This window comes from Clostridium sulfidigenes, assembly GCF_052067195.1.
Classification (GTDB): domain Bacteria; phylum Bacillota; class Clostridia; order Clostridiales; family Clostridiaceae; genus Clostridium_J; species Clostridium_J sulfidigenes.
This window is the reverse complement of sequence record NZ_JBQHQR010000001.1, coordinates 165,978-189,324: the sequence shown is the minus strand read 5'-3', so window position 1 is coordinate 189,324 and position 23,347 is coordinate 165,978. Positions and strand designations below refer to the sequence as shown.

The 23,347-nt window shown below is 30.9% G+C and carries 21 protein-coding genes and 1 riboswitch; all 21 genes read right to left on the bottom strand.

The genetic code is table 11. The features are described 5' to 3' along the window. Positions 1 to 59: 59 nt before the first annotated feature. The 21 genes from pknB to phoU all read right to left on the bottom strand — a co-directional run bounded on the left by pknB (position 60) and on the right by phoU (position 23,345). Positions 60 to 2,045, bottom strand: a complete 1,986-nt coding sequence (gene pknB, locus ACTNBA_RS00960) for a Stk1 family PASTA domain-containing Ser/Thr kinase (RefSeq protein ID WP_441071844.1) — start codon at positions 2,043 to 2,045, stop codon at positions 60 to 62. Next, positions 2,030 to 2,761 (bottom strand): Stp1/IreP family PP2C-type Ser/Thr phosphatase, encoded by a 732-nt coding sequence (locus tag ACTNBA_RS00955; protein ID WP_207656761.1) that lies wholly within the window; start codon positions 2,759 to 2,761, stop codon positions 2,030 to 2,032. The genes pknB and ACTNBA_RS00955 overlap by 16 nt, the downstream gene beginning before the upstream one ends. A 6-nt stretch (positions 2,762 to 2,767) precedes the next feature. Next, positions 2,768 to 3,802 carry a dual-specificity RNA methyltransferase RlmN gene (rlmN, locus tag ACTNBA_RS00950; protein WP_441071842.1) on the bottom strand — a complete coding sequence of 345 codons (1,035 nt, stop codon included), beginning with the start codon at positions 3,800 to 3,802 and terminating at the stop codon, positions 2,768 to 2,770. 8 nt (positions 3,803 to 3,810) lie between these two features. Further along, the gene (rsmB, locus tag ACTNBA_RS00945; protein WP_441071840.1) at positions 3,811 to 5,142 is read right to left on the bottom strand and encodes a 16S rRNA (cytosine(967)-C(5))-methyltransferase RsmB; all 1,332 of its coding nucleotides are present in this window, start codon (positions 5,140 to 5,142) and stop codon (positions 3,811 to 3,813) included. A gap of 45 nt (positions 5,143 to 5,187) precedes the next feature. Then, positions 5,188 to 5,883 carry a zinc metallopeptidase gene (locus ACTNBA_RS00940; protein ID WP_035132709.1) on the bottom strand — a complete coding sequence of 232 codons (696 nt, stop codon included), beginning with the start codon at positions 5,881 to 5,883 and terminating at the stop codon, positions 5,188 to 5,190. 32 nt (positions 5,884 to 5,915) lie between these two features. Next, the gene (gene fmt, locus ACTNBA_RS00935; protein ID WP_441071838.1) at positions 5,916 to 6,860 is read right to left on the bottom strand and encodes a methionyl-tRNA formyltransferase; all 945 of its coding nucleotides are present in this window, start codon (positions 6,858 to 6,860) and stop codon (positions 5,916 to 5,918) included. 11 nt (positions 6,861 to 6,871) lie between these two features. Further along, a complete protein-coding gene (gene def, locus ACTNBA_RS00930) occupies positions 6,872 to 7,312 on the bottom strand; it encodes a peptide deformylase (protein ID WP_441071836.1) in 441 nt (146 codons plus the stop codon). Between the two features lie 12 nt (positions 7,313 to 7,324). After that, positions 7,325 to 9,514: a primosomal protein N' gene (gene priA / locus ACTNBA_RS00925; RefSeq protein WP_441071834.1), complete on the bottom strand. Its 2,190-nt coding sequence runs from the start codon at positions 9,512 to 9,514 to the stop codon at positions 7,325 to 7,327. 125 nt (positions 9,515 to 9,639) lie between these two features. Next, a complete protein-coding gene (gene coaBC, locus ACTNBA_RS00920) occupies positions 9,640 to 10,827 on the bottom strand; it encodes a bifunctional phosphopantothenoylcysteine decarboxylase/phosphopantothenate--cysteine ligase CoaBC (RefSeq protein ID WP_441071832.1) in 1,188 nt (395 codons plus the stop codon). Further along, entirely contained in the window at positions 10,820 to 11,110 is a 291-nt protein-coding gene (gene rpoZ, locus ACTNBA_RS00915) for a DNA-directed RNA polymerase subunit omega (protein WP_441071830.1), read from the bottom strand. The genes coaBC and rpoZ overlap by 8 nt, the downstream gene beginning before the upstream one ends. A 5-nt stretch (positions 11,111 to 11,115) precedes the next feature. Then, on the bottom strand, positions 11,116 to 11,715 hold the full coding sequence (gmk, locus tag ACTNBA_RS00910) for a guanylate kinase (RefSeq protein WP_035132704.1): 600 nt from the start codon (positions 11,713 to 11,715) through the stop codon (positions 11,116 to 11,118). A gap of 1 nt (position 11,716) precedes the next feature. Next, positions 11,717 to 11,989 carry an extracellular matrix/biofilm regulator RemA gene (gene remA, locus ACTNBA_RS00905; RefSeq protein WP_035132703.1) on the bottom strand — a complete coding sequence of 91 codons (273 nt, stop codon included), beginning with the start codon at positions 11,987 to 11,989 and terminating at the stop codon, positions 11,717 to 11,719. Between the two features lie 16 nt (positions 11,990 to 12,005). After that, positions 12,006 to 12,884: a YicC/YloC family endoribonuclease gene (locus ACTNBA_RS00900; protein ID WP_035132701.1), complete on the bottom strand. Its 879-nt coding sequence runs from the start codon at positions 12,882 to 12,884 to the stop codon at positions 12,006 to 12,008. Between the two features lie 257 nt (positions 12,885 to 13,141). Then, positions 13,142 to 14,497 (bottom strand): NCS2 family permease, encoded by a 1,356-nt coding sequence (locus ACTNBA_RS00895; protein WP_035132699.1) that lies wholly within the window; start codon positions 14,495 to 14,497, stop codon positions 13,142 to 13,144. Positions 14,498 to 14,568: 71 nt separating this feature from the next. Then, positions 14,569 to 14,668: riboswitch (purine riboswitch) on the bottom strand. Positions 14,669 to 14,754: 86 nt separating this feature from the next. Beyond that, the gene (locus ACTNBA_RS00890) at positions 14,755 to 15,738 is read right to left on the bottom strand and encodes an asparaginase (protein ID WP_441071827.1); all 984 of its coding nucleotides are present in this window, start codon (positions 15,736 to 15,738) and stop codon (positions 14,755 to 14,757) included. A gap of 266 nt (positions 15,739 to 16,004) precedes the next feature. Beyond that, complete coding sequence (spoIVA, locus tag ACTNBA_RS00885) at positions 16,005 to 17,483, bottom strand: stage IV sporulation protein A (protein ID WP_035132695.1); 1,479 nt, start codon at positions 17,481 to 17,483, stop codon at positions 16,005 to 16,007. A 138-nt stretch (positions 17,484 to 17,621) separates the two neighbouring features. Beyond that, on the bottom strand, positions 17,622 to 18,572 hold the full coding sequence (locus tag ACTNBA_RS00880) for a M15 family metallopeptidase (RefSeq protein ID WP_441071824.1): 951 nt from the start codon (positions 18,570 to 18,572) through the stop codon (positions 17,622 to 17,624). A 135-nt stretch (positions 18,573 to 18,707) separates the two neighbouring features. Next, positions 18,708 to 19,709 (bottom strand): NAD(P)H-dependent glycerol-3-phosphate dehydrogenase, encoded by a 1,002-nt coding sequence (locus tag ACTNBA_RS00875; protein WP_035132693.1) that lies wholly within the window; start codon positions 19,707 to 19,709, stop codon positions 18,708 to 18,710. 128 nt (positions 19,710 to 19,837) lie between these two features. Next, complete coding sequence (der, locus tag ACTNBA_RS00870) at positions 19,838 to 21,157, bottom strand: ribosome biogenesis GTPase Der (protein WP_035132691.1); 1,320 nt, start codon at positions 21,155 to 21,157, stop codon at positions 19,838 to 19,840. Between the two features lies 1 nt (position 21,158). Continuing rightward, on the bottom strand, positions 21,159 to 22,493 hold the full coding sequence (locus ACTNBA_RS00865; RefSeq protein WP_441071822.1) for a DUF512 domain-containing protein: 1,335 nt from the start codon (positions 22,491 to 22,493) through the stop codon (positions 21,159 to 21,161). Positions 22,494 to 22,691: 198 nt separating this feature from the next. Then, positions 22,692 to 23,345, bottom strand: a complete 654-nt coding sequence (gene phoU / locus ACTNBA_RS00860; protein WP_441071820.1) for a phosphate signaling complex protein PhoU — start codon at positions 23,343 to 23,345, stop codon at positions 22,692 to 22,694. Between the last annotated feature and the right edge of the window lie 2 nt (positions 23,346 to 23,347).

The window sequence follows — 23,347 nt, the reverse complement described above, 5'->3', positions numbered from 1 at the left end:
AATTTTAACTAATCCTTAGGCAAGTTTAAAACTTACCTAAGGATTATTAACTTCATTGGTTAAGGTTCTTCATCTTCGTCATCATCGCCGCCTAAATTAGGGGCTTTTATTTGAGCTATAAGATTTATAGTACTTCCTTTATCTAACTTATTACCTTCAGGTACATCTTGACTTATTATAAGACCTTTTCTATCTCCAGTAACAGTTATTCTAAATCCAAGTGAGTTAGCTGTTGCTTGTGCATCTTCAATGGTTCTTCCAATAAAATTAGGAACTTCAACCTTACCTTCATCTGGATCCTTATATTGATAATAATTAACACTTATCTTTTCATTTTCTTGTACTGAAGTCATGGCAGGTTCACTTTGGTTAAATATCTTTCCATCCCTACTTATATCATCAGTTATTACTGCAGTAGTAGATCCAAGTTTTAGATTTACTACGGCTAATACTTGCTCTGCTTCTTTTAGTGTTAATCCAATGAGGTCTGGTACTTGTGTCTTCTTTATCCTAGAACCTTTGCTTATAACTATATCTACTGTATCACCTTTTTTAACCTTAGTCTTTGCTACTGGATTGGTACTTATTACTGCACCTTCTTCTATTTCTTCAGAATAGTCTTCTGTTATCTTTCCCACCTTAAGTCCTTGAGTAACTATATGGTCTTGAGCAACACTTTTACCCAGTTTCACAACATCTGGTACCTCAATCTCTCCTGGTCCTGTACTAATCCTTACTCTAACTTCACTTTCTTTTTTTACTGCAGTACCTTCCGATGGAAATACTGCAATTATAGTTCCAGCTGGCTTATCACTAGCTTCCTCTCCTAAGACTACATAAGTTAATTCTAATTTTTCTACAGCATCTTTAGCTTCATCTGATGTAAGACCAATTATCTTTGGAACCTTTAATTCGTCTTTTTTAACATTGCTGTTACCTTTGTTATATATACTAGTACCTACAAATACACCTAAAAGAATAGTTAATAAAAGAGCCCCTCCAACTATTAATACCTTTTTCCAGGTGCTAGTTTTTCTCTTTTCGCCATCATAATCTTCATAATCCTCGTCTTCTTCCTCTTCTTCCTCATCATCCATATCCTTATTGGTTAATTTCTTTCCAAGATTGCTAGCATACATAGTATTTTGAATTTGAGTTGCATCCATTACTGTAGTATAATCATTATCCATATTGGATGGTGTTACTATATACTTATTATTATTCTCTATTCTCATTAAATCTATTAACATATCTGTTACATTATTATATCTTTTTATAACTTCCTTCTGGGTAGCCTTAATTACCAAATTATTTAGACTATCTGGTACTTCAGGAACTAAAACCTTAGGAGGCACAATAGTATCTTGTATATGTTTAAGTGCAACTGCTACAGCACTTTCTCCATCAAAGGGAACTCTTCCTGTTAGCATTTCATATATCACAATTCCAAAAGAATAGATATCTGTTCTATTATCAACTATCTTTCCTTTGGCTTGCTCAGGAGAGAAGTAATGTGCAGAACCAATAACTTTATTAGTATGAGTTATTGTATCAGATGAAGTAGCTTTGGCTATTCCAAAATCTGTAACCTTAATTACACCTTCTTCATTTATTAATATATTGTGAGGTTTTATATCTCTATGGATAATTTTATTTTTATGAGCACATTCTAAAGCTTTAGCAATTTGTATTGAAATCTTTAAAGTTGAGTCCATGGAAAGAGGTGCATTTTCTCTTATGTATTCTTTTAAAGTTTTTCCATTCACTAATTCCATTACAATATAATTAATATTTCCTTCTGAACCCACATCATAAATATTAACTATATTGCTATGGGAAAAGGTTGCTGTAGCTAAAGCTTCTCTTCTAAATTTCTCCATAAATTCACTATTATTAGAGTACTCTGGCTTTAGTATTTTTATTGCTACAAATCTATTTAAAATTCTACATTTAGCCTTATATACTACTGCCATACCCCCTTCGCCAATCTTTTCTATGAGTTCATATCTATTTCCTAACATAGTTCCTATCATCTGCACTCCCACTCTCCTTTAAAAATGATGATAGAAATATTATCTCTTCCACCATTTTTCTTACTCATGTTTATTAGTTCCATACATTGATTGCCATTATAACCTTGTAAAACTCTAAAAATATCCTCCTCACTTACTTCATTAGTAAGTCCATCACTACAAAGAAGAATTTTGGAAACCCCTCTTATATCTAAACTGTAGTAATCTGCCGTCACCACTGGATTAGTTCCTAAAGCTCTTGTTATAACATTTTTATTAGGATGATTCTTAGCTTCCTCATTAGTTATTGTTCCATTATCTAATAGTTCTTGTACCAATGAATGATCTTTTGTAACCTTAACAAGCTGTCCATCCTTTAAAATATATCCTCTACTATCTCCTATGTTTACCATAGTTAAGTTATTTCCTCTCACAAAAGCTCCCACAAGAGTAGTTCCCATTCCATTACAACTTTCGTTTAACAAGCTTTCTCTATATATTTTTCTATTAGCACTTAGGATTGCCTCATTTAAAATTTCCTCTTCTGACCTATCCTTTTTATGATTAATTACATATTCAATAATGGTATCTATAGCAATCTTACTAGCAACTTCACCAGCATTATGCCCTCCCATACCATCGGCTATTACAAAAATACCGAAATCTTCTTCCTCATAGTAACCAACGGAATCTTCATTAAAAGTTCTTTTATTTCCAACATCCGTTTCTATTCCTAACAATCTCCCCATTAAAAACTACAACTCCCTTTTCTCTATATAACTTTTTCTCAGCTGACCACAAGCAGCATTTATGTCTAAACCCATTTCTTTTCTAACAGTAGTTTCAATCCCATGTTTCATTAAAATATCTCTAAAGCACTTAACTTGCTCTTCATTTGATTTTTTTAAATCATTTTCATCTATTTCATTTATTGGAATTAAATTTACATGACATAACATACCTCTTATTAATTTTACTAATTGCTCAGCTTGCTCTTTAGAGTCGTTTACCCCCTTTACTAATGCATATTCAAAGGTAATTCTTCGTCCTGTTTTATCAATATAATATTTACAGCTATCAATAAGCTCAGCTATAGAATACACCTTAGCAATAGGCATAGTTTTCACACGCAACCCATCATTAGGAGCATGTAATGAAATTGCTAGTGTTATCTGTAAATCTAAATTTGCTAAGCTCTTTATCTTAGGCACAATTCCACATGTAGAAAGAGTTATATGACGTTGTCCTATATTAAGTCCATACTGAGAATTTACATCCCTAATAAATTTTACAACATTGTCATAGTTATCTAATGGTTCTCCACTTCCCATAAGTACAATATTTGATATTCTCTCCCCAAGTTGTTTTTGTGAAACCATAATCTGACCTAACATTTCTCCACTACTTAAACTTCTAACAGCTCCTCCAATGGTTGAAGCACAAAACTTACAACCCATATTACATCCTACCTGAGTTGATATGCATATAGAATTTCCATGATTATACTGCATAACTACTCCTTCAACTATATTACCATCATGTAAAAGAAATAAATGCTTGCGAGTATCACTATTTTTAGAACTATATGTTTCTACTATTCTAGGTATTCCTATAAAAAAATTTTTTTCTAATTTTTTCAAAGTATCTTTAGATATGTTAGTCATCTCTTTGAAGTCCCAAACTTCATTATAAATCCAAGAGAATACTTGTTTAGCTCTAAATTCTTTTTCACCATTTTCTTTCATCCATGATTTAAGTTCTTCTATATCTAAATCTAATATATTTTTCATTTCTACTCCTATTTATTTCTACGAATTTTTGATATAAAAAATCCATCCATATATTCATTAGGCAACACTGTTACAGAACCCTTTTCGTCATAGACTAGATTTTCCACCTGTCCAAAGTTTAAAGGCTCTACACTAAAATCTTTAAAATTACTTAAAAACCAGTTTATATTCCCTTGATTTTCTGTTTTATTTATAGTACAAGTTGAATATAAAATTATTCCATCTGGTTTCACATATTTAGCTGCATTCTTCATTATTTCACGTTGAACTGTTATTAAAGATTTTAATTCTTTCTCTTTTTTTGTATATTTAATTTCTGGTTTTTTTCTTATTATTCCTAGGCCAGAGCAAGGTACATCTATAAGCACTCTATCTCCCACCTCAATTAAATCTTTGCATTCTTTAGTAGCATCTAATATATCTAATTCAATGTTTGTTAGTCCTAATCTTTCACTATTACTTCTTATAAGTTCTAGCTTATGATCATAAATATCAAAAGCCTTAACTATACCTGTATTATCCATTATTTCAGCTATATGAGTAGTTTTTCCTCCTGGAGCACTACATAAATCTAATATAGTCATATGCTCTTTTAAATCCATACTAGGTGCTACTAGCATAGCACTTTCATCTTGAACTGTGATAGCACCTTTCTTAAACAGTGGGTTTTCCTCTACACTCTTTCCTCTTACGATTCTTATGGCTTCAGGACATATAGACCCCTCTTCTACGTTGTATGCATTTTTTTCTAACTCATGAAAAACCTGTTCAAAATCTCCCTTTGTGGAGTTTACTCTAACTGTAACAGCAGGTCTTTTATTAAGCCCATCTAGTATCTTTTCTCCAACTACCTCTCCATATTGCTCAATAAATAATTTTACCATCCATTGAGGAAAAGAATATGAAAATGCTAATCTTTCATTAATGTTTTCTTTATTATAATAATCTTTATTCTTATTTCTTAAATAACTTCTTAATACACCATTTACTAATTTGGAAGCTCCCACAGACACATTAGTCTTAGCTAAATTAACGCCCTCATTTACTGCTGCAAACTCGGGTATTTTATCTAAATATCTAAGTTGATATATACAAACCCTTAATAAATTTAAAATATATTTATCTGTTTTGTCAAATTTTTTTTCTAAAAAAGTCTTAAGTATTTTATCAATTGCATACCTATATTTTATAGTACCATAAACAAGTTCTGTAGCTAATGCTTTATCTTTATCTCCAAGATTACATTGACTAAGGTTGTTGTTTAAAACAATATTAGAATAAGCCTTATTTTCAAAGACTTGTATTACTGTATTTATTGCTACTTCTCTAGCACCTATCATTCATATCATCCTATCTACGATTTCTAGTGTTTATCCATTTTCCTACTAATCATTTCTATTTCTTATAGCAATGAGTCTTAAAAGCTGTGCAATAGCTGTAACTGCTGCTGCTACATAGGTTAATGCTGCTGCAGTCAAAACATTTTTAGCTCCCTTTACTTCATCTTCATAAAGTATATTCCTTGCACTTAATATGGCTACAGCTCTACTGGATGCATTAAACTCTACAGGCAGTGTAACTATCTGAAAAAGAACTGCTGCTGAGAATAATATAATACCAAAGTTAACTAATGGAGTAAAAGACATTACAATTCCAATAAAGAATAATATCCATGAAGCTTGGGAGCCTATATTAGCAATTGGCACTAAAGCTGTTCTTATTTTAATTGGTGCATATCCTTCTTTATGTTGAATAGCATGACCTATCTCATGGGCAGCTACACCTATAGCTGCCAGTGATGTACCGTTGTATACATCTGTTGATAGTTTTACCACCTTTTTACTAGGGTCATAGTGATCTGTAAGGTGACCCCCTGTAACTAATACTGGAATATCAAAAAGTCCGTAGGCATCTAATATCATTCTAGCTACTTGACTTCCAGTATATCCATTTCTACTATATACTTGTGAATACTTTGCATAACTACTTTTTATTTTCATCTGCGCCCATATTGAAATGATAAGAGCTGGTATAAGAATAATCATCGTTCTGTCAAAAAAACTTCCATAATAATATCCCATATATATATCTCCTTATTTTATTTAATTAATTTTTACTCTTCTTTTGAACTTTTTAATAATATGTTTTCTTCAATAGAATTTCCTTTTATATATTCTTCTACTCTTAAAGACTTTTTATTAGGAAATTGAACCTTAGTTATTAATATATTATTATCTTCAGTTGAAACTAACATTCCTTCTTTATCAACTTTTAAAATAGTCCCTGGAGTTTTAGAAGACTTCTCGTTAGTAAGTCTAGTTTCAATTACCTTCATAGGCTCATCTTTATAATAAGTATAAGCTATTGGAAAAGAGTAAAGTCCTCTTACAAAATTATGTATGTCTTTAGAACTTTGATTCCAATTAATCTTTGCCATCTCTTTATTCAGCATACTGGCATAACAACTTTTACTTTCTCCTTGCTTTATTGGAGTTATCCTGTCATTATAAAGACCTTCTATAGTTTCAATTAAAAGCTCAGCTCCACTGTTCATAAGTTTATCATGGAGCTCTGCAGTAGTCATATTTTCTGTAATCTCTACTTTGTTCTTTAACAACATATCTCCTGTATCTAAACCTATATCCATTAGCATGGTGGTATTTCCACTTTCCTTTTCTCCCTTCATAATAGCATAATGAATTGGTGCTGCACCTCTATATTTAGGAAGTAGTGAACCATGAAGGTTTATACATCCATATTTAGGTATATCTAAGACTTCCTTAGATAGAATTTGACCAAAGGCTACAACTATTATGAAATCTAAATTCATATTTTTTAATTCTTCTATTAAACTTTTTTCATTTTTTAATTTTTCTGGTTGATAGACCTTTATATTATGGTTAAGTGCTACCTGTTTTACTGGTGACATTGCCACAGATTTCCCTCTTCCTTTAGGTCTATCTGGCTGAGTAAGTACTGCCTTAACTCCATATTTTTCAATAATTGCTTCTAAGGATGGTACTGCAAAATCTGGTGTACCCATAAATACTATATTCATCTTCATACCTCCTATTTCACTGTCTTATCAGTATATAATATTCCATTTAAATGATCTATTTCATGACAAAGAGCCCTTGCTAGAAGATCCTCCCCCTGAATTTCAATAGAATTTCCATCTCTGTCTTCAGCTTTAACTTTTACATATTGGGGTCTTATAACATTTCCTTGTTTACCTGGTACACTTAGACATCCTTCTACATCCTTAACTTCACCTTTAGCCTCAACAATCTCTGGATTAATAAGTATTATTGGTCCATCACCAATATCTATAACCACCACTCGCTTTAAAATACCTACTTGTGGTGCTGCAAGACCTACTCCATTAGATTCATACATAGTATCTAGCATATCATCAATTAATATTTGTGTTCTTTCATCAATATTTTTAACTACCTTACTAATCTTCCTTAATATTGGGTCTTCATTAATTCTTATATTTCTTAATGCCATAATCATTCTCCCTTACAGTAAATTATTTGGATTTATATCAATACCAATTCTTATATTTTTATAATTAATCTGTTCATAGACTAAATTTTTTATATCCATAGCATAATTATCATCAAAATCACCTTTAATTATAATTTGCCATCTATACAAACTTTTTATTTTAGAAACCCCACAAGGACATGGTCCTAATAACTCAATTTTATCACTTCTATAGTTTTTTATCCTTACTTTATCTGCTAAACTTTGTATACTTTTTATTAAATGTTCCTCATTTTCACTGCTTAAATTTATACACAAAATCTTAGAAAAAGGTGGATAATCCCTTAGCTTTCTAATAATTATTTCTTCTTCATAAAAACTTTTATAATCATTTGCAGCAGCATAAACTATACTATAATTATCTGGATTATAAGTCTGAAGTATTACTTTTCCAGCCTTATTACCTCTACCTGCTCTCCCAGCTACTTGAGTAACTAATTGAAAGGTCTTTTCTGCAGCTCTATAGTCCGGTAGATTTAAAGATAAATCTGCAGCAATTATTCCAACTAGGGTTACTTCTTTAAAATCCAAGCCCTTAGCAATCATTTGAGTACCTATTAACACATTGTACCTTTTTGCAGAAAAGTCTTTATATATTTTTTCATAAGAATCTTTTCCCCTTGTAGTATCAAAATCCATTCTAAGAGGTTTACTATCTAAAAAGGTCTTTCTAACACTATGTTCTAATTGCTCTGTGCCTACTCCAAAATATTTCACATATTTACTTTTACATTTTGGACAAGTTTTTAATGCTCTTTGCTTTGCTCCACAATAGTGACAAGTTAAATTGTTATCATTATGATAGGTAAGCGAAATATCACAATTATCACACTTAAATACGTAACCACACTCTCTGCAAGATACAAAAGTAGAATATCCTCTTCTATTTAGAAACATTATGGCTTGCTCTTTTTTTTCTAAACATGCTGTCATTTCTTCATAAAGTCTTCTACTAAACATAGACTTATTTCCTTCTTTTAGCTCTTCTCTCATATCCACTATCTCTATAGTTGGAAGATTAGCTCCATCGGCTCTGTGATTTAAAGTAATTATATCATATTCACCTTCCGTAGCCTTATAATAAGTCTCAATGGAGGGTGTAGCAGATCCTAACACCACTTTACATCCTTCAATTTCAGCTTTTAAACTAGCTATATCTCTTGCATGATATTTGGGGTCACTATCTGATTTATAGCTAGTTTCATGTTCCTCATCTATAACAATAAGACCTAAGTTAGAAAAAGGAAGAAAAATTGCAGATCTAGCACCTATGGCTACTTTAACATTTCCCGTTTTTACTCTCATCCATTCATCAAATCTCTCACCTATAGATAACCTACTATGAAATATAGCAATGTCTCTTCCAAACCTTCCTTTAAACCTTTCAACCATTTGAGGAGTTAAAGCAATTTCCGGAATTAATATTATAGAATCTTTATTTTTTTTAATCATCTCTTTTACTAGGTTCATATATATCTCAGTTTTCCCACTACCAGTTATACCATGAATAAGAAATTTATTACTACTCCCCTTGGCTAATATAGTATCAACACATCTTTGTTGAATTGAATTTAATATTTTTTCCTCATATTTTTTATATATATTTTCATTATACCTATTAACTATAGTCTTTTTAACATCTAAGAATCCATTCTTAATTAATGTATTAATCCTAGACAAAGAAAATTTAAACTCACCAGTAAGTTCTGTCTTATTATAAATTCCATTATGTTCTCCTATAAAACTCACAATATTTATATATTCTTCTTTACTATATTTTTCTGTTAATGGTCTACCAATAATTACACTATTTTTAGTTTTAAAGGTTGTTCCTTTAGTTATTCCACTGGGAATCATAACTTTTATACATTCTAAATAAGTACATAAATACTTCCTTCTCATTATTTCTATAAGACGTATATTATCCTCCGTAAGAAATTCCATACTGTCATCTATATCAACAATTTCTTTCAATTTAGTATTATCATCTATATCATAAAATATATCAACTATAAATCCATATATTTTCTTATTTCCATTTCCAAAGGGAACTGTAACCATTCTGCCTTTTTTTACTTTACCATATAAGCTTTCAGGCACCTTATATGTAAATATTTTATCTACTTTTACAGCTTCATTATTTACTATAATTCCTAAATACACTTTTAGTCCCCCTTCTAGAGGTGTCTACCTCCATTCTAAATTAACTATTAACCATATTTTCTTTTTTAAACCCATTAGATATATTATATAAATAAATAATAAAAAAAGCGACTTAGTCGCTCTTTTTATTTATTGTTTAAAATCATATTAAAAAGCTCATGTCCAACTAATCTTTTACTCATATTATCAAGAGATATTTCTTTCCCATCTCTATTTATAACAGTAACCCTATTAGTATCACTTCCAAAGCCTGCATTACTTTCAGTTATATTATTAGCTACAATATAATCAAGATTTTTCTTTTTTAGCTTTATGTGAGCATTTTCTATTACATCGTTACTCTCAGCTGCAAATCCAACTAAGATTTGGTGTTTTTTCAGGGTTCCTAGTTCCTTTAGAATATCGTTATCTCTTTCTAGTTCTATATTTAAATTACCTGGTCCCTTTTTTATCTTCTTATCTGAATAAGTCTTAGGTTTATAATCGCTTACTGCTGCAGATTTAACCACAATATCACTGGTATCAAATTCTGCTTTAACTGCATTTAACATCTCTTCATTGGTTTCTACTTTTATGATTTTAACTCCTAATGGTGCTTTTATACTGGTAGGACCACTAACAAGAACCACTTCTGCTCCCCTGTCTCTAGCCTCTTCAGCAATTGCATATCCCATCTTACCAGTAGATCTATTAGTTAAAAACCTTACTGGATCTATATTAGCTCTAGTAGGTCCTGCTGTAACTAGCACTTTTTTACCTACTAAGTCCTTTGGTTCATGAAGATGTGATAAAATCACTTCTGCAATTTCTTCTGTATCAGCAAGTTTTCCATCTCCTACATCTCCGCAAGCTAATCGCCCACTACTAGGATTTATAAACTCATACCCATAACTTTTCAATTTTTTAATATTTTCTTTAACTATGGGATTGTTATACATATTAGTATTCATGGCTGGTGCAAAGATTACCTTTGCATTAGTAGCCATAATAGTAGTTGATAACATATCATCAGCAATGCCATTTGCTACTTTACCTATAATGTTTGCTGTAGCTGGAACTACTACTAGTACATCCGCTTTTTTAGCTAAAGATATATGCTGAATTTCAAAAACCTTAGGTTCATCAAACATATTCTTTATTACTGCATTTTGACTTAATGATTGAAAACTTAATGGAGTAACAAACTCACAAGCTGACTTTGTCATAATAACGTCCACATTTATATCTTTCTTTTTCAATCTGCTTATAACATCTAGAGCCTTATAGACTGCAACTCCACCTGTTACTCCAATAACTACATTTTTCTTACTCATCTAAATTTGAGCCTTCTTCCGCTTCTTCATTTACTAGTTCAAATTCTTGAACCTTAGTAAACTTATCATCTGCCTCTCTAATTTCTATAATCCCTTGTTTAACTTCATTAATAGCAATAGTTAATGGCTTTGCACCTACGCCTTGTACTTTTGGCTCTTCACCGTCAATTATTTTTCTTGCTCTTCTTGAAGTAGATACTACTAATGAATATCTGTTATCCACTTTTTCTAATAATTCCACAATAGATGGATTAATCATTGAATTGCTCTTTGAATTACTCATATCTTTTAGAACCTCCCTAATAGCTCATCTTTAATTTTAAATACTCTACATTTTTCAGCGACTATTATACTTTCAATTTTTTTAACTGCATCTTCAACCTTATCATTTACAACAGCATAGTCATATTTAGATGCAAAGCTTATTTCATCATAAGCACATTCCATTCTAGTCTTTAATGACTCTGGAGTTTCGCTTCCTCTATTTGTTATTCTATTTCTAAGTTCTTCCATAGATGGAGGCATAATAAAAATAAATATTCCTTTAGGATATGAAGATTTAATTTTTAATGCACCTTGTATATCTATTTCTAATATTACATCCTTACCTTCTTCTAGCATCTTTAAAACCTCAGATTTAGGTGTCCCATAAAAGTTACCATAAACCTCTGCATATTCCAGAAAATCTTCTTTATCAATCCTATTTAAAAACTCATCTCTCTCTATAAAGAAATAATTTACTCCTTCTACTTCACCTTCTCTTGGCTTACGCGTAGTGCAAGATGTAGAAATCCATATTGGACTTTTTTCAATTAGCGCCTTACATACAGTCCCTTTGCCTGCTCCTGATGGTCCAGATATAACTAATAATTGTCCTTTACTTCCCATATTAATCCTCTACCTCATCTATAGCATCATCACCTTTAGATGACAATCTATGTGCTACTGTTTCAGGCTGAACAGCAGATAGTATTACATGGTCACTATCAGTTATTATAACTGCTCTAGTTCTTCTACCATAGGTAGCATCTATTAGCATACCCCTATCTCTAGCTTCTTGAATTATTCTTTTTATAGGCGCTGATTCTGGACTAACAATAGCTACTAATCTATTTGCTGAAACAATATTTCCAAATCCAATATTTATAAGTTTTATACCCATGCCCTACCTCCTAAATTTATTCTATGTTTTGAACCTGTTCTCTAATCTTTTCTATATCACTTTTTATATCAAGTGCTATATTAGTTAATTCCAAATCGTTAACTTTAGACGCAATTGTATTTGCTTCTCTGTTCATTTCTTGAACAATGAAGTCTAGCTTTCTACCTATTGGCTCTCCTAGTTTAAAAGTTTTGATGACTTGCGCAACATGGCTTTTAAGTCTAACAATTTCTTCATCAACACAGGATTTATCAGCTTGAAGAACTACTTCCATAGCAATGCGATTTTCATCAATACTTTTTTCTGCTAAAATTTCTTCTACTTTCTTTAGAAGTCTTGCTCTATACTCTTCTGTAACTTCTGGCACCCTTCTATTAATTATATCAACATTACTTGAAATACATTCACATCTCTTTGTAATATCTATCAAAAGTTTTTCACCTTCTTGTTGCCTCATGGACACAAGATTGTGTACTGCCTCTTCTACTGCTGGTAATAATATCTTCCATGTTTTTTCTAAATCTTCTTCCTTTTGTTCTAATTTTAGAACTTCTGGAAACCGTGCTAAGGTTGTAGCAGAAATATCATCCCTTAAATCATACTTATCCCTTAAATTATGTAATACCTCCACATAATTTTCAGCTAAACTCTCATTTACCACTACAGACATATCCTCGTTAGCTCCTTGATTTTGAGTAATAAATATATCTACCTTTCCCCTTTTAATCTTGTCATTTACATATTTTCTTATACCATCTTCTAAAGATATTAAAGTTCTTGGCATTCTAGCATTAAGCTCAAAGTATCTGTGATTTACTGTCTTTATTTCCACAATAAAACTAGATGCTTCGCTCTCTGATGTACCTCTTCCAAATCCAGTCATGCTTTTTATCATATACAACGCACCCTTCTAGACCTTCTTAAATTCTTTATTTATTATACATAATGTATGTGGCTTATTTCAACCCATAAACAAAAGAATTTTAAAGAAAAATGAAATATTCTTTAGAAAACCTTAGAAAAACCATTATAATTTAAAATATTCACTCTATAAACAAGGGACATAAGCTTGTATTTTAAGCTTATGTCCCTTATTTATAAATTAGTTCAATAACATCACTGATATTAATAAATATATATTTAAAACTTTATTTAACCAAAGATTATTTTTAATAAGAATATTATTGCCAGAATATATACAACGAAAGATACTTGTTTTCTATCCTTAGCTTCCCTAGTTGTAATATTAGCTATTAGGTTTAATATAGCGTAAGATAACATTCCTATCATTAATCCATCTCCTATACTATATGTCATAGGCATTAATGCTATAGTAAGGAACGCTGGTACACCTTCAGTGAAATCAGAAAAATCTATATTTTTAACTGATTCTATCATGAAGAACCCTACAATAATTAAAGCTGGTGCTGTTGCACAACCTGGTATAGCAACAAATAATGGCGATAAGAACATAGCAAGTAAGAATAATATTCCTGTAACTACTGCTGAAAGACCGGTTCTAGCTCCTGATGCAACTCCAGCAGAACTCTCTACATAAGTTGTAACTGTAGATGTTCCTACAAGAGCTCCAAAAGTTGTCCCAATTGCATCTACTAGTAATGCCTTCCCTGCATTTTTAACTTTACCATCTTTATCTATCATTCCAATCTTTGACGCTACTCCAACTAAAGTTCCAGCTGTATCAAAGAAGTCTATAAATAAGAATACAAATACAACTGAAATAAATTCTGATATAGTTCCCGCATTAGTGAATACTGAGAAATCTAATTTACCCGCAATAGGTGCTATAGATTCAAACTTTAAGATACCTTTTGGTAAATATATTCCTGCAGCTGTAGCAGCTTCTGGTGATAAAGCAGCATATATCCATGCAGCTATAGCACTAGCGGCCATTCCCCAAAGTATTGCACCTTTTACATTTTTTTTAGATAAAATTACAATAACCATTACACCTAATATTGTAATTAACGCTGTTGGGCTTACTAAACTACCCATGGTTACCTTTGTTGCTTCGCTTCCAACTACTATTCCAGCATTACCAAAACCTATAAATGCTATAAATAATCCAATACCTGCAGTAACTGCATATTTTAAGTTAGTTGGTATACAGTTTACGATAGCTTCCCTAACCTTTGTTAATGATAATAAAATAAATATAATTCCTTCTACAAATACTGCTGTTAAAGCTATTTGCCAAGATATCCCCATTTCCATTACTACTGTATATGCAAAGAATGCATTAAGTCCCATGCCTGAAGCTAATCCTAATGGTAGATTGGCATAGATTCCCATTAAAATAGTAGTAACCCCAGCTGATAGGCAAGTTGCTGTAACAACTGCTCCTGGATTCATTCCAACGCCAGGATCTCCTAATATGTTGGCATTAACGGCTATTATATATGCCATAGTTAAGAAAGTTATTAACCCACCAACAACTTCCCTCTTTACATCGGTACCATTTTCTTTTAACCTAAAAAATTTTTCCATAATACTTGTCCTCCTATTAATATGTATTATTGCAAAAAAATAGTCACTGGATAAGAATCCCAGTGACAGTTTTTTAACATAGGAATTCTCATAGTCGGATTTTATCGGTATCCGGTAGAAACATCTAATCCATCGCATTAGACCTATATGAAAATTAGTGGTTATTTCTTTTTACAAGATTATAATATCAACTTTATATACCTATGTCAATGATTTTTACGTATATTAATTTTATTTTCTTTTATAATGTTCGTATATTAATAATGTCCTTTTTCAAATACTTCTCTTATTTCATCTAAATTCCTTGTTTTTCCCAATGCTAAAATCATCTTTATTCTAGCCTTTTGCCCTGGCATGCTATCCCCAAATATAACACCCATATTTCTTAATTGTTTTCCTCCGCCTTCATAACCATAACTATCTAGAACTCTCCCCTTATAGCACCTGGAAACTATTACCACTGCCACTCCTTTATTTATAGCCTTTTCTACTGAATTTGCCATTAACGGTGGAATATTACCTCTCCCCATAGCTTCAACTACTAATCCCTTAGCACCTTGACTAACACAATAATCTATAAGTGTTCCATCCATCCCTGCACAGGATTTAATAAGCTGAACATTATTTTCTATTACATCAGTATTTATATATTCCTTTGTAGTGCTTCCTCTATAAAACCTTACTTCATTACTGTCAACAATACCTATTGGCCCAAATTCTGGACTTTGAAACGTATTAAGGTGCATAGAGTGAGACTTTGTAACCTCACTAGCGCAATTTAGTTCATTATTTAAACATACAATTACTCCACGATTTCTTGATTCTTTAGATGTAGCCGTACAAATTGATGCTGCTAAGTTAGCAGGTCCATCGTATCCTAGCTCAGAACTATTTCTCATGGAACCTGTAACTACTACTGGCTTTTCACTATTTATAGTGAGCTGTAAAAAATAAGCTGTTTCCTCAAGAGTATCTGTTCCATGGGTAACTACTACTCCATCTACATCTTCTCTTTCTAAAAACGTCTTAACATAATTTGATAATTCCATCATTATATCTGGGGTCATATGAGGGCTTGGAAGACTAGAAAATGTATATGATTCTACTTCTGCATAGGATTCAATACCTGTTACCATGGACATTATTTCTTCACCTGTTAAATTAGGCACCGCTGCTTTTATTTTTTCATCTACCTTCATAGATATAGTTCCACCATTAAATATTACTACAACTTTACTCATACTTTATGTACCTCCAAAATCTTTATTATTTGCAATCCAAAATAAAAGTTCAATTACACTTAACTTATTTATAATCAATTTTAATTATATCTCTTTATCAAGGGCATTGTAAATGTACCTTATCCATTATAATCATTCCAATGAAATCTTTTACATAATTAAATATATTACAATGATGAGAATTATACAATAAAAAATATAGTTTTGAAATTAATATTAATTTCAAAACTATATTTTTGAATTTGAAGAAAACGTCTTAACATTCATTAGATAATTATGCAGATAAGTCCACCATTTCCCTCATTAATAATTTTCTGAAGGGTTTTTTGAAGTTTTATTTGCACATCTTCAGGCATTTTATAAAGTTTATTTTGAAGTCCTTCTTTAACTAATTCTTCTAAAGACTTTCCAAACATGTTACTTTGCCAAATTTGTGAAGGATCATTTTCAAATTGCTCTAAAATTGATTTGTAGAACTCTTCACTTTGTTTTTCACTACCCATTATTGGTTGAATTTCAGTTTCAATATCAGCTTTAATTAAATGTAATGATGGAGCTGAGGCTTTTAGTTTTACTCCATATTGATTACCCTTCTTAACAATTTCAGGCTCTTCTAGTTTCATTTCAGTAAGCTGTGGTGCAACTAATCCATAACCAGTCTCATTAACTTCTTTTAATGCCTCCTCAACCTTATCATATTCTATTTTAGCCTTGTAGAAACTCTCCATGATACTTAATAAATCATTTTCATTTTTTATATCAGTATTACAAATCTCTCCAAGGATCTTATAAAATAATTCATGTTTTGGATTAATATCCACACAAGAAGTACCTTCTCCCATATTCATTTCTTTAACTTTTATGTCTGATAAGAATTCAATTCCTTTAAAGGCATCAAGACATCTCTTAACATCTCTAACTTTATAGATATCTTTACACATGGCTTTTAGAATAGTCATTATGTTTACCTTTAACCAATGAGATGAATTTAAACTCTCCATCCACTGAGGCATGTCAATATTTATTTCTTTTACTGGAAACTCTCTTAGAACTGTATCAAATATTTCTGTAATCTCATTGTTTCCTATATTCATTACATCCATAACTTTTACAGGAACATCATACTTTTCTTCTAGTTCCCTTCCTAGGTCTTTACTCTCTTCTGAATTAGGATTTACAGTGTTTAGAACTATTATAAATGGCTTATTTATCTCTTTAAGCTCCTTTATAACTCTCTCCTCAGCATCTACATAATCCTCCCTATCTAAGCCTGTAATACTTCCGTCTGTAGTTACAACTATACCTATTGTAGAGTGATCTGTTATTACCTTCTTAGTTCCTATTTCTGCCGCTTGCTCAAATGGAATTTCATAATCATGCCATGGAGTAGAAACCATTTTAGGTGCATCAGCCTCTGTATAGCCTAATGCATTCTTTACTATATATCCAACACAATCAACCATTCTAACTTTAAATTTCACTCCGTCCTCAAACTGAATTTCTACAGCCTCATTAGGAACAAATTTAGGTTCTGTAGTGTGAATAGATTTTCCTGATCCACTCTGTGGCAATTCATCTTTTGCTCTGTCCTTCTTATGAGGATTTTCTATGTTAGGTATAACCATTAGTTCCATGAACTTTTTAATAAAAGTAGATTTACCTGTTCTAACTGGCCCAACTACCCCCACATATATATCCCCTTGAGTTCTTTCTGCTATATCTTTATATATATCAAAATTTTCCAAGGCTACCCTCCCGCAACTACATATTAACATTATATATATATTGATATAGAATTAATATTATGCATTAATAAAATAAAAAAGTTCCCCTTTTTATTTTAAAAGGAAAACTTTTAATACTTGATAAGTTTTTAAATTAAATTATTCACTTTTAGCATAACTAAGTAATTCTTCTAACGTTAAGTCCTTATTGTGACAGAGTTTACTAATTGTTTTATTTCCAACATATCTATAATGCCATGGCTCATATTTATAACCTGTTATATCTTCTTTAGTCTTAGTATACCTTAAAATAAAGCCATACTTATAAGCATTTTCTAGAACCCAAGCACCCTCTTTGGTATTCTCAAAAGATTGATTTAAATCAAAGGCCATATCTCTGCTAGTAATATCAATAGCTAATCCAAGTTGATGTTCACTTTCACCAGGTTTTGCTACATATTCACTATGTTCACTGTCTTTATTTTGAATATCCTCATTGTAGATATATGTCTGAGAATCATATCCTCTAAATCCATTACTTAAAAATAAATTAATACCTTCTTCTTGAGCATCATAAAACATCTGCTCTAAATCTTCAATCATAGTTCCACTAACTAGGTTTTTTTCATTACTTCTTTCAGATACTAAGTTGATATTCGGAATAACTAAATTACCTGGCATATACTCCTTAGAAAGTAAATTTTCTTTGTTTACCAATGTATATAATCCTGTCGTATCACTATTAATAATATCTTTTATTTCTTTTATCTCATCTTTTGTTAAGGTAGCGCTAACTGTAGAGTCATTTAAATCAGGTACTTCTTCTAAATCGTTATATTCATGTTCATTAATACTATTGCCCCTAGAAGGTGTTGTTTTCCCTTGGCTATATTTAGAAGTTTTATTCTCATAATCATTGTTGAATATATTAGCCGTATCAAGGACTTTTGAATCTTCCTTTAACACAAGTCCAATCATTATACCCACTAAAAATAATAACCCAATAATTATTGTAGTTCCATTATTAAAACCTGATTTCTTTTTATAGAAAATATCTTTTCTTTTATAAAATGCATTTTTTTTCTTTGTATAATTTTTATTATTCAACATACGTTTTTGTTAGCCTCCTACCTTTATCTTCAATTTTCCATTGAAAATAAAATTAATTCTCATCTATCTAACCTTATATCATTATATCAAATATTAAGATATTATCAAAATAAAATATTTTAATTAAATAAATGTTTACAATTCATTGTTTTCATCCTTATATTTTCTTCCCATTAATTTTGTAACACATTCTTTAGCATTCTTCCCTTTAAAAAGAACTTCATACAATGCAGTAGTTATTGGCATATCTACATCAGTTTTAGATTTTAATTCATGAAAGGCTTTAACAGCCTCAATTCCTTCTACAACCATACCTATCTCTTTTATGGCTTCTTCCATTGTCTTTCCACTTCCAATTAATATTCCTGCTCTTCTGTTTCTACTATGCATACTAGTGCAAGTAACTATTAAATCACCCATTCCTGTAAGCCCATAGAATGTCTCAGCTTTTCCTGAGAGCTTAGTTCCAACCCTTATTATTTCACTCATCCCTCGAGTCATTAGAGCTGCTTTAGTATTATCTCCATATCCAATGCCATCTGAAATCCCAGCAGCAAGGGCAATGATATTTTTAAAAGCTCCCCCTATTTCAACTCCAATAAGATCATTATTTGTATAAACTCTAAAGGTATTATTACTAAATACATCCTGGATTTTTTTTGCAGCTTTCATATCCTTTGATGATACCGTTACTGTAGTAGGTATATTCATTGCTACTTCTTCTGCATGACTAGGACCTGATAGCACTACTATAGGATGACCTTTTATTTCATCTTCAATTATTTCTGACATTCTTTTTAATGTATGATTTTCTATGCCCTTAGCCACAGTTACAATTATTTCATCACCTTTAAGAAAAGGCTCTACTTTTTTTGAAATCTCTCTAATAGCCTTTGAAGGTACTGCAAGAACTATTATATTACTATTTTCTATAGTTTCTTCAAGATCACCATAGGCAGTAACTTTTTCTGGTATGGCAATTCCCTTAAGATACTTTGTATTTTCTCTTTTTATATTAATATCATTAACTGTGCTTTCACTATGGCACCATACAGAGCATTCTGACCCTTTCTTAGAAAGTAATACAGCTAAAGCTGTACCGAAACTTCCTCCTCCTATAAAAGAAATCTTATTCACCTTATCCCTACTTTCTTAAATTATATAAAACAATGAGAATAAATATTATATTATTTATTCTCATTGTCTCTATTAATTCCTTCTTATTTACTAAAAATCCATTTGTAATAAAAGATATAAAACTTTTATTAATCTTCTTTTCTCTTCCTAAATATAGTTTTTATTCCAGTACCTTTAAAATCAAAACTTTCCCTTAGCTTATTCTCTAAATATCTCTCATAAGAGAAGTGTAGTAAAGCTGGATCATTTACAAAAAATATAAATGTAGGTGGTTTTATATCCACTTGGGTTACATAATAAATTTTTAGTCTTCTTAATGCAACTACTGGAGGTTCATTCATAAGTACAGCTTTACTTACCACATCATTTAATACCCCTGTAGCTATCCTCTTAGTATAATTATTATAGCACTCTTTAGCTACATTTAAAACTTTGTTTACCCTTTGACCTGTTAAGGCAGATATAAATAGATAATTAGCATATGGCATAAAAGATAATCCTCTACCGATTCTAGCTTTATAATCATTCATAGTCTTATCATCTTTTTCAATTAAATCCCATTTATTAACTATTACAACTATTGCCTTATTAAGTTCATGGGCATATCCTATAATCTTTTCATCTTGATCACTTAACTCTTCTGTAGCATCAAGAATCAATATACACACATCTGCTCTCTCTATGGCTGTAAGAGTTCTTATAACGCTATATCTTTCTATCTCTTCTTTAATTTTACTTTTTCTTCTTAATCCTGCAGTATCTATTAATATAAATTTACCCTCATCAGTTTCTAATTTACTATCAATAGCATCTCTTGTGGTGCCTGGAATATTACTTACTATATTTCTATTTTCACCTAGTAACTTATTTATAAGTGAAGATTTTCCAACATTAGGCTTACCCACCATGGCAATTTTTATGTATTCTTCATCCTCTTCGCTACTTCCTAACTCATCAAAATGAGCTACAACTTCATCAAGCATATCTCCAAGACCTAATGCTTGAGTCGCTGAAATAGTTACTGGATTACCTATACCTAAGTTATAAAATTCATAAGCATTATCTTCTAATTCTCTTCTATCAATTTTATTTACTACTAATGTTATTGGTTTTCCTGATTTTCTAAGCATTTGTGCCACTTCATAATCTGATGGATGAAGACCGGCTTTACCATCTACTATAAATACAATTACATCTGCTGTTTCAATAGCAATATTTGCTTGCCTTCTCATTTGAACCATTATAATGTCTTCATTTTCTGGCTCAATTCCACCAGTATCAATAATTGTAAAGTTATGTCTTAGCCATTCAGCCTCTGCATAAATTCTATCTCTTGTAACTCCTGGTGTATCTTCTACTATAGCTATTCTCTTTCCTGCTAATTTATTAAAAAGTGTAGACTTACCTACATTTGGTCTTCCAACAATAGCAACTACTGGTTTTCCCATATTAATCCTCCCTTAAATGTTCATTTATTATAGTTATTAAATCATCTCCTGTGAAATCACAAATAATAACTTTTCTATTTAGTTCTCTAGATAAATCTTCCACAGTATAATCATCTAACAGTATGGCTTTATCTGAATTAGAAAGTTCATAGCCTTTTCTAAGGACGTTATCAGGTATTATTATATAGTCTCCAACTTCTCTTTCTTTAAGTGTGTTTATTATGTCTATTCCTGTTAAAAGCCCTGTTACTGTTATAGTCTCTCCAAAAAACTTATTTGGTATCTCCTCTACGGTAATATTTATATTATTATTTAACCTTTGAATTTTATCTTTTATATGTACTATTTCAGGATAAACTAAAGCCCCTGTTACAAAGGTAAAAGATCCCACTCCATCTTTCTTTAAATCTGGAAGTGTAGTATCTATGGTATCCTTTAATAGAGTTACCATTCCTACACCATCTTCAATTTGCTCAAATCCTTGGTAATGCTCAGAGTCTGGTAATGGTTCCCCTGATACTATATAAAATTCGTCTGACAATCTAACAAAGGGTGTTCCACTTTCTTCATAGTACTTTTTTTGTAGCTCTTTAACTAAATTGATTTGCTTTAAAGAAGTTTCTTGTGTAAATAAATTTAGTTTTTTTAGTCCTTCTCTATGCTTAGTTATCCCTAAGGGTACTACTGCTACACTATTAACATTAGGATAAAGTCTATATAGATCTTCTATAGTGCTAACTAATTCTTCTCCATCATTAATTCCTGGGCAGCAAACAATTTGAGTGTTCATCTTTATTCCTGCTGCTGATAACCTCTTAAGTATATCATATATTTTACCCGCAAATCTATTGTTGAGCATTCTAACTCTAAGTTCTGGATTTGTAGTATGTACAGATACATTTATAGGACTTATCTTGTATTTTATTATTCTTTCTATATCCTCTTCTTTCATATTAGTTAGAGTTAAAAAATTTCCTTGTAAAAAGGATAGTCTAGAATCATCATCCTTAAAATATAAAGTTTCTCTCATTCCTTTAGGTAATTGATCTATAAAGCAAAAAATACAATCATTATGACATGTCATAGGTTTATCAATAATTCCTTCTCTAAATACTATCCCTAAATCTTCATCATAATCCTTCTCAATTTCAATTTCCCAAATCTCTCCATCTTTCTTCTCCACTTCTAAAAGAAGTACTTCATCAGTAATAAGAAATTTATAATCTATTATATCTTTAACATCATTTTCATTTATCCTTAAAAGTCTATCTCCAACCTCGATATCTACTTCTTCTGCAATAGAATTTGGAATAACCTTACTTATTTCATTTTTCATATTTGTATCTCCTTCATTCCTATAGCATGATTATACCACTATTATGTTATATTATCTTAATTATATTCCCTAGTCAATGCACCTAATTAAGATTACCTCAAAGCTTTCTATTTTTCAACAAAAATATAATTTAATTTCTAAGTAAAATAAAAAAGCTGACTACACATAGCCAACTTGTAATTTGAAGGTGGATTTAAATTAATTTAATTTTAGTTTTTCTCCGCTCTCTAAATATATAGTCCATTCACAAATATTGGTAGCATGGTCTGCCATGCGTTCCAAAAACTTGCATATAAATAAAAATTGACTAGCTTGATTTATAGTAGTTTGATCATTTCTCATTATTACAAGTAATTCATCAAATATACTCTTAAATAATCTATCTACCTGATCATCCATTTTACTTACTTCATGAGCTCTACTTATATCTGTAGTTATATATACCTCTAAAGAGTCTTTAATCATTTTTTCTACAATTTTAGCCATATTAGGTATATCTATAAGTTCCTTAATATAAGTTTCTCCTATAAGTTTTTTTGCAATCTTAGCTATGTCTACAGCATGGTCTCCCATTCTCTCTAAATCAGTTATGATCTTTGTAGTAATAAATATCCTTCTTAAATCACTGGCTAAGGGCTGCTCTGTAGCCATTAGTTTTATACACTTATCCTCTATATCTTCTTCAAAGTCATCTATTACATCATCCTTTTGAATTACTTTTTCTGCTAAGATTTCATCCTGCTTTTTTAATGCATCAATGCTATCTTCTATTTGTTTGGCTACAGCCTCACCCATGGCCATTAAATCTTCATGAAGTTGTTGTAATTTAAGATCAAAACTATTTCTTGTCATCT

Bases quoted from the DNA above. Each gene is read 5' to 3' on its own strand.
- ACTNBA_RS00940 (WP_035132709.1), bottom strand. From the start codon at position 5,883: ATGGGATATTATTATGGAAGTTTTTTTGACAGAACGATGATTATTCTT.
- ACTNBA_RS00900 (WP_035132701.1), bottom strand. From the start codon at position 12,884: ATGATAAAAAGCATGACTGGATTTGGAAGAGGTACATCAGAGAGCGAA.
- coaBC (WP_441071832.1), bottom strand. From the start codon at position 10,827: ATGAGTAAGAAAAATGTAGTTATTGGAGTAACAGGTGGAGTTGCAGTC.
- phoU (WP_441071820.1), bottom strand. From the start codon at position 23,345: ATGACAAGAAATAGTTTTGATCTTAAATTACAACAACTTCATGAAGAT.
- rpoZ (WP_441071830.1), bottom strand. From the start codon at position 11,110: ATGAGTAATTCAAAGAGCAATTCAATGATTAATCCATCTATTGTGGAA.
- remA (WP_035132703.1), bottom strand. From the start codon at position 11,989: ATGGGTATAAAACTTATAAATATTGGATTTGGAAATATTGTTTCAGCA.
- ACTNBA_RS00890 (WP_441071827.1), bottom strand. From the start codon at position 15,738: ATGAGTAAAGTTGTAGTAATATTTAATGGTGGAACTATATCTATGAAG.
- rsmB (WP_441071840.1), bottom strand. From the start codon at position 5,142: ATGATAGGTGCTAGAGAAGTAGCAATAAATACAGTAATACAAGTCTTT.
- rlmN (WP_441071842.1), bottom strand. From the start codon at position 3,802: ATGAAAAATATATTAGATTTAGATATAGAAGAACTTAAATCATGGATG.
- ACTNBA_RS00955 (WP_207656761.1), bottom strand. From the start codon at position 2,761: ATGGGGAGATTGTTAGGAATAGAAACGGATGTTGGAAATAAAAGAACT.
- def (WP_441071836.1), bottom strand. From the start codon at position 7,312: ATGGCATTAAGAAATATAAGAATTAATGAAGACCCAATATTAAGGAAG.
- der (WP_035132691.1), bottom strand. From the start codon at position 21,157: ATGGGAAAACCAGTAGTTGCTATTGTTGGAAGACCAAATGTAGGTAAG.
- ACTNBA_RS00895 (WP_035132699.1), bottom strand. From the start codon at position 14,497: ATGGAAAAATTTTTTAGGTTAAAAGAAAATGGTACCGATGTAAAGAGG.
- gmk (WP_035132704.1), bottom strand. From the start codon at position 11,715: ATGGGAAGTAAAGGACAATTATTAGTTATATCTGGACCATCAGGAGCA.
- ACTNBA_RS00865 (WP_441071822.1), bottom strand. From the start codon at position 22,493: ATGAAAAATGAAATAAGTAAGGTTATTCCAAATTCTATTGCAGAAGAA.
- fmt (WP_441071838.1), bottom strand. From the start codon at position 6,860: ATGAATATAGTATTTATGGGTACACCAGATTTTGCAGTACCATCCTTA.
- ACTNBA_RS00880 (WP_441071824.1), bottom strand. From the start codon at position 18,572: ATGTTGAATAATAAAAATTATACAAAGAAAAAAAATGCATTTTATAAA.